General features: G+C 42.8%; 5 protein-coding genes. 3 read left to right on the forward strand and 2 right to left on the reverse strand.

Features of this window, described 5'->3' with window-relative positions; genetic code table 11:
• Positions 1-136 precede the first annotated feature (136 nt).
• Together QL919_RS11050 and ppsA are read right to left on the reverse strand one after the other, a co-directional pair.
• A complete protein-coding gene (locus QL919_RS11050; RefSeq protein ID WP_290189572.1) occupies positions 137-838 on the reverse strand; it encodes an IS1 family transposase in 702 nt (233 codons plus the stop codon).
• Between the two features lie 146 nt (positions 839-984).
• Positions 985-3,369, reverse strand: a complete 2,385-nt coding sequence (ppsA, locus tag QL919_RS11055) for a phosphoenolpyruvate synthase (protein WP_290189573.1) — start codon at positions 3,367-3,369, stop codon at positions 985-987.
• A gap of 747 nt (positions 3,370-4,116) precedes the next feature.
• Between ppsA and QL919_RS11060 the strand changes: the two genes are divergently transcribed.
• From QL919_RS11060 to sthA, 3 genes are all read left to right on the forward strand, one after another.
• Positions 4,117-5,013, forward strand: coding sequence for a pyruvate, water dikinase regulatory protein (locus QL919_RS11060; RefSeq protein ID WP_290189574.1), 897 nt, complete (start codon positions 4,117-4,119; stop codon positions 5,011-5,013).
• 78 nt (positions 5,014-5,091) lie between these two features.
• The gene (locus QL919_RS11065; protein WP_290189575.1) at positions 5,092-5,496 is read left to right on the forward strand and encodes a DUF4377 domain-containing protein; all 405 of its coding nucleotides are present in this window, start codon (positions 5,092-5,094) and stop codon (positions 5,494-5,496) included.
• Between the two features lie 144 nt (positions 5,497-5,640).
• A complete protein-coding gene (gene sthA / locus QL919_RS11070; protein ID WP_290189576.1) occupies positions 5,641-7,284 on the forward strand; it encodes a Si-specific NAD(P)(+) transhydrogenase in 1,644 nt (547 codons plus the stop codon).
• Positions 7,285-7,452: the final 168 nt, after the last annotated feature.

Consider the following 7,452-nt stretch of genomic DNA (forward strand, 5'->3'; position numbering starts at 1 on the left):
ACACCACCGCATTCATTTTTATTGTTAAAAATATATCTTCGTTACTATCAATACCTAATACCATGTGTGGGCGATTATATCACTGGCTATATTAGTAAATAAAATATTTGGTGGTGTTCTAAAAAGTATGCTGGCATCAGACGTAGCCATAATTGACATAAAAGAACACCAGATCGAATACTTTAAAGTGATTATCAAGCTTTTTTGAGAAGCAACAAGTCTTTCTAACCGCCCGACGCAATCGGTGTCTAAGACGGCAGTTATTGCCTTCAATGCCTACCGTATGCTGTTTGCCAATTCGTTTGTTATCACTTTTAAAGGCGGTTATAAAACTGTCCCAGTTGTCCATGCTAATCGAGCCATAGCTGACTGTAAGCTGCTTTAAACGTGCTCTTAACTTCTTAGCCGTTTTTAGGTCACGTTTGCCCCAGACATAAGCGACAATCTCATTAGTAGCACGGTCATAAGCGTAGATGAGCCAGACTTTACGCTTCTTGCGATACACGTAAGTCCAGAACTCATCAACCTCTAAGCGTTCATAATATCGCTTCTTAGGCGCGATCTTATAAACAGATGAGCCTATGGTGCCAAGTACTTTACCAATGCTAACCTTGGCTATAACGGCTATGTCTCTAACACCACAACCTCGGACAGTCATCAGTCGTATGAGATCTTCTATTCTAGAGTGACAGCCGTTATAGGTTACCGCATGATCGCCAATAAATTGGCGTTTGCAGTCCTTGCATTGGTAGTTCTGCTTGCCATAGCTTTTTATGCCATGTATCGAAAAACTGGGACTGTGACAGTCGGGGCAATTGATCTGTATTTGTGTCTTCATAACCTCAAATATATCATCTTGCTTTGACTGTCACCCTCCCTTTATTACTCCAGCATACTTTTTGATACACCACCACATTTTTAAATAGACCCTAATGGTTATATTGTTAACGACTGTGAGTTACCGCTTTGACTTAACGTTACGGGTTATTTTGCTTCTTCACCAGCTAAGAAGAACCAAGTATCTAGTACTGAGTCAGGGTTTAATGACACTGAGCTGATACCTTGTTCCATGAGCCAGAAAGCAAGATCTGGATGGTCAGATGGGCCTTGACCACAGATACCGATGTATTTGTCAGCTTTACGGCAAGCGTTGATAGCCATAGACAATAGCTTCTTAACAGCAGGATCACGCTCATCAAATAAATGTGAGACGATACCTGAATCGCGGTCTAAGCCTAGCGTTAACTGAGTCAAGTCGTTAGAGCCGATTGAGAAACCATCGAAGTGTTCTAGGAACTCTTCTGCCAATAGGGCGTTGGTTGGTAGCTCACACATCATGATGACGCGTAGACCATTCTCGCCACGTTTTAGACCATTTTTCTCCAGTAACTCGATGACTTCTTTGGCTTCGCCAACAGTACGAACGAATGGAATCATAATCTCGACGTTGGTCAAGCCCATCTCATCACGTACACGTTTCAGCGCTTTACACTCAAGCTCAAAGCAGTCACGGAAGTTGTCAGACACATAGCGGCTAGCACCACGGAAACCAAGCATTGGGTTTTCTTCTGATGGCTCGTATAACTTACCACCTAGCAAGTTAGCATATTCGTTTGATTTGAAATCTGACATACGAACGATCACTGGCTGATCCATAAAGGCAACGGCTAGTGTTGAGATGCCTTCAACCAATTTATCAACATAAAAGTCAACAGGTGAGGCATAACCTGCGATACGCTCTTGGATTGCTTGTGAGATTTCACGTGGCAAGCTGTTCATGTTCAATAGTGCTTTTGGATGCACACCAATCATACGGTTGATGATAAATTCAAGACGCGCAAGACCAATACCTTCGTTTGGCATTTGCGTGAATGAGAAGGCTCGATCTGGGTTACCAACGTTCATCATCACTTTAAAGGCAAGCTCTGGCATAGACTCAACAGAGTTGGTCTGTACTTCAAAGTCAATCTGACCTTCGTAGATGAAACCAGTATCACCTTCGGCACAAGAAGCAGTGACGTCTTGACCATCAACCAATAGCTCAGTGGCGTTACCACAACCTACGATAGCTGGTACACCTAGCTCACGAGCGATGATAGCAGCGTGACAGGTACGACCACCACGGTTGGTAATAATAGCAGAGGCGCGTTTCATGACTGGTTCCCAATCCGGATCCGTCATGTCTGATACCAATACGTCGCCTTCTTCTACCTTGTCCATCTCGTTTAGGTTGCTAACGATACGCACTTTACCTGAACCGATACGCTGACCGATTGAACGACCTTCACACAGTACTTTGGCATCAGTAGTATCGATGATATAGCGTTCCATGACATTGCTGTCTTGACGGCTCTTGACGGTTTCTGGACGGGCTTGAACGATAAAGATTTCACCGCTATCGCCATCTTTTGCCCACTCGATATCCATTGCTTGGCCATAATGCTTTTCAATGGTAACGGCCTGCTTGGCTAAAGAGGTCAGTTCTTCAGTCGTTAGTGAGAACTGCATACGCTCTTGTTTTTCAACATCGACTGTTTTCACAGATTTGGTGGTGCTACCTTCATCACCATAAATCATTTTCTTATGCTTGCTACCTAGGTTACGGCGAATAACCGAAGGCTTGCCATTGGCTAGCAATTGCTTAGAGATATAGAATTCGTCTGGGTTAACCGCACCCTGTACAACCATTTCACCCAGGCCGTAGCTTGAGGTGATAAATACCACTTGATCAAAACCACTTTCGGTATCTAGCGTGAACATGACACCAGCAGCGCCAGTTTCTGAGCGTACCATACGCTGTACGGCGGCAGATAGAGCAACACCTTCATGCTCAAAACCTTTGTGTACACGATAAGAGATAGCACGGTCATTATAAAGAGACGCAAATACTTCTTTAATCGCTAACAGGACGTTATCAATACCACGGATATTCAAGAAGGTCTCTTGTTGACCGGCAAATGAGGCATCTGGCAAATCTTCGGCAGTCGCAGAAGAACGTACAGCAACTGCAATATCTTCGCCGCCACTCATCGTTTCAAAAGACTTGCGTACTTCTGCTTCAAGGTCGCTTGGTAGCTCTTGCTCAATAATCCAAGTACGGATTTTTTTACCAGTAGCAGCAAGCTTGTTAACGTCATTAACGTCAAGCGTTTTTAACTCACTATTAATTTTGTCTAGTAAGCCCGTCTCTGTCAAAAAACGGTTGAACGCATTTGAAGTGGTGGCAAAACCGCCTGGAACACTGACACCCAAATCAGAAAGATGGCTGATCATCTCGCCAAGCGAGGCATTCTTACCACCGACCATATCAATGTCGTTTTTTCCTAGCTGATCCAGATTGATTACAAGTGCTGTAGATTGCGCTGCCATGATAACTCCAGAAAATAAGGTTATTTAGTAAAGATTATAACGGTCAATTATACCGCTATATTTAGAGAATTTCGAGGGGTTGAACCAAAAAACTTGTGAAAAAGATACAAATTGTGGGGTTTGCTACATAATTTAGGGCAGTATTCTAAAAAGCTCACTTTTGTATCACGTCAAAAATGTGGATAAACAACGCTATATTGATACTTTATGATTTTTAAGTAAGAGTGATAACCACCAATATGACCTATAAATGACATGATAAGGTGAAGTTAGATAAGTAGATCATGTGAGACCGAAACCAGGCTACTGTAATCATTTGACAAAATTTAAAAAGTTATGAAACTATAAGCACTTATTTATGACTAACTATAACCATCTAATGTCATTTTCAAAACATAGTATGATGCTACTAAATATTGTTAGATATTAGTGCATATTAACGATGTTTTCGTCTGCTATATATGTATCAGTTTCTAAGTGTACGCCTGTAACATTGATTTCTATTAAGACGCTATTGTGCGTATAATGTAGACCATAAAGGCAGGGTTTTTACTGCTATATCATGGTGCATTATCAGCATTAATATTTGATGATTATTTATGAATCACTTATAAACGACTCGTTTATGAGTTGCTACTTTATAAGTGACCAATGATAAGCCGTGACGATTAACAGTTAAGCCCGACTAATATTAGATTAACGCTACATGAAGATTACTATTGAGTTTTCAACCGAGGTGTCAAAGTTATGTACTCAAGCAATCCAGCTGAACAGGTGAATCCGACTATCCAAAACCGCCATGCGCTAAACTTAGACAGCTCACAAGCCATTAGAACGGCATTTTTTATCTCAGATGGTACAGCGATTACCGCTGAGACATTGGGTCGCGCTATTTTGAGTCAATTTGCTTCGGTACCATTTGAGACCAGAGTCTTGCCTTATGTAGATAGTATCGAACGTGCTGAAGATGCTGTTGAACAAATCAACATGGCCTATCAAAGAGATGGGATGCTGCCGTTGGTGTTTGATACCATTGTCAGCCCTGAGATTCGTGAGACGATTAACTCAGCGCAAAGCTGTAACCTGGACATGTATGAAGGCTTAATTGGACGCGTCGCCGAAGAAACAGGGGTAGAGCCTGATGGTCATTCTGGCCATGCTCATGACGACGTCGATTCTGAGACCTATAAAGAACGTATCGATGCCGTTCATTTTGCATTAGACAATGATGATGGTGCGCGTACGCGTCACTACAATGCCGCAGATATTATTTTGGTTGGGGTATCACGTTCAGGTAAAACACCGACGTCACTATATCTTGCGTTACAATTCGGTATCCGTGCGGCCAATTACCCGCTAACCGAAGATGACTTATATGACAATCAGTTGCCAAAAGCCCTGCGTGATCACAAAGACAAATTATTTGGGTTGTCCATTGATACAGATCGTTTGGTAAAGATACGACAGGAGCGTCGTGCAGGCAGCCGTTACTCAAGCTATCAGCAGGTTCAACAAGAACAGCGTGCGATACAAGGAATTTATATCACGCATGGTATTCCAAGCCTTGATGTCTCTGAGATGTCTGTTGAGGAAATTGCCACTCGTATTCTGCAGATGACGGGTCTAAAACGCCGCATCGGTTAATCCTTTATTCATCTTTTTAGCAAATAATAATTAATACACTCTCATTTATTACAAGACCACTTTCAGATAGAGAACCTTATGAGCTTATCCTTTCAGTTTAGCAAGAAGCCCTTATTATTGGCCAGTTTATTAAGCATGGCGACTTTGCTTAGTGCCTGTCAGACATCACCTTTTGCGCGTGAGCCAGTACCTGAGCCGCGCTATGTTCCGACCATCGTATTGGGTGAAGCACAAACTCTAACCATCATGCCAAATCGCGTGGCCTGTGCTTCTGCCCTACCGATGCAGTGCTTGTTGGCAAAATCGAGTAAAGACGGTAGCGTGTTTCAGATTCCTTATGACTGGATTGATGACTTTAAGCCAAGCTTGGGTACGGAGTATGTGATTAGCGTGCGTCCACAGATTGATGAGGGGAAGCAGAGTCTTACTGGGCATTGGACATTGCAAAATATCCTATCTCAACGTATGGTAGGCACGCTTTAGCGCCGTGATAAGTAGCACTTTAATAGTGTTTTATTGATTCACCGCCTAGGGCGTGTACTCATTGTTAGCCTATTTTACATTTAATGCTCAGAGTGAGGATACGCCCCAAATAATAAATACCTTAATAAATATAAAGAGGACACAATGGGAAGTAAAAAACCAAGCGATGCTACTAATGATATCGGTGAAGATGTTCACACTGAAGTATCAAATAAAGAAAGCGGTCGTGTGCCCAACCCTGAACACACTGTAGGCAAAGACAAGAAAGAAAAAATAGAGCAAACTCATGAGCAAGTCACTGATGACATCATGCATCACCCTGACTTGGTCAATCCGCTAGATGATACCCGCATTGATATCAAAACAGGTTTTACCAAAGACTCTCGTCCTGTAAAGGCGGACAAGCATCAGTACGAGTACGATATTGTCGTATTAGGGGCTGGACCTGCTGGTGAAGCCGCGGCGATGAAGCTGACAAAATCTGGTAAAAAGGTCGCTGTTATTGATCCACGTGAGCAAGTCGGTGGGAATTCGACCCACGTAGGGACGATACCGAGTAAAGCGCTGCGTCAGTCAGTTTTCAACTTGATTAACTTCCGCCGTGATCCTATGTTTACTAAGGCGATGGAGTATAAGCAAGTACCGCTAAATAAAGTGCTGACCAATGCCCGTAAAGTCATCCGCAATCAGGTAAGTACCCATACTCGTTTTTACGAGCGCAACCGTATTGAAGTGATTCACGGTTGGGCCAGCTTTATTGATGCACATACTTTGAATGTCGAAAAAGACGATGGTGCCTTTGAGACCGTGACTTTTAATAAAGCCATTATTACGGTTGGTAGCCGTCCTTATCGTCCTGAAATCTTAGACTTTAATCACCCGCGCGTATTTGACTCCGATAAGATTCTGCAAATGGATTATGTGGTCAAAAAAATCATCATTTATGGTGCAGGGGTGATTGGCTGTGAGTATGCTTCTATTTTCACCGGTCTTGGTTATAAAGTTGATTTGATTAATAACCAAAACCAATTGCTCAGTTATCTCGATAGTGAGATTAGTGATGCTATCGCCCATGACTTTAGACAGTTTGGCGTACTGATTCGTAGCAATGAAGAGATTGATTACCTAGAAACGCATGATGATTACGTCGTCCTGCATCTAAAGAGCGGTAAGCGTATCAAATCTGATGCTATTTTATGGTCGAATGGTCGCTCAGGTAACACCGAAGGGTTAAATCTCGAAGCCATTGGTCTTGAAGCCAATAGCCGTGGTCAGCTAAAAGTGGATGATACTTACTGTACGGAAGTGGACAATATCTACGCGGCTGGTGATGTGATTGGTTGGCCATCTTTGGCATCTGCAGCTTACGACCAAGGGCGCTGTGCGGCGGCGTTTATGGTTGGCGATAGTGATGCGGAGCCAGTATCAAGCGTGCCGACGGGTATCTATACCATTCCTGAAATCTCTTGTATTGGTAAAACCGAGCAAGAGCTGACGGATGAAAAAGTTCCTTATGAGGTGGGGCAAGCGTTCTTTAAACATTTGGCACGTGCGCAAATCATTGGTGAGCGTTCAGGCGTCCTTAAGATTTTGTTCCACCGTGAGACGCTTGAGATTCTAGGTATCCATTGTTATGGTAACCATGCCTCAGAGATTATTCATATTGGTCAAGCGGTGATGAAGTGTAACGCTACTTTAGAGTACTTTGTAAATACCACGTTTAACTATCCAACGATGGCAGAAGCCTATCGAGTAGCAGCATTGAACGGTCTGAACCGAGTGTTCTAGATGTGGTTTGATATAATGTCCCGTCCTAGAATAGGTTGAGGGTTTATGAGAAGTCAGATACTGCAAGTATCTGACTTTTTCTTTGAGAGTTATATCCTATATTTCTATGGACTTGGTTCGGTGTTAGCATATTTAAACTCAAATGCGGTCGCCTCTCATTATAGATAT

This window comes from Psychrobacter sp. APC 3426, from assembly GCF_030408035.1.
Classification (GTDB): Bacteria; Pseudomonadota; Gammaproteobacteria; order Pseudomonadales; family Moraxellaceae; genus Psychrobacter.

Bases quoted from the DNA above. Each gene is read 5' to 3' on its own strand.
- QL919_RS11050 (WP_290189572.1), bottom strand. From the start codon at position 838: ATGAAGACACAAATACAGATCAATTGCCCCGACTGTCACAGTCCCAGT.
- ppsA (WP_290189573.1), bottom strand. From the start codon at position 3,369: ATGGCAGCGCAATCTACAGCACTTGTAATCAATCTGGATCAGCTAGGA.
- QL919_RS11060 (WP_290189574.1), top strand. From the start codon at position 4,117: ATGTACTCAAGCAATCCAGCTGAACAGGTGAATCCGACTATCCAAAAC.
- QL919_RS11065 (WP_290189575.1), top strand. From the start codon at position 5,092: ATGAGCTTATCCTTTCAGTTTAGCAAGAAGCCCTTATTATTGGCCAGT.
- sthA (WP_290189576.1), top strand. From the start codon at position 5,641: ATGGGAAGTAAAAAACCAAGCGATGCTACTAATGATATCGGTGAAGAT.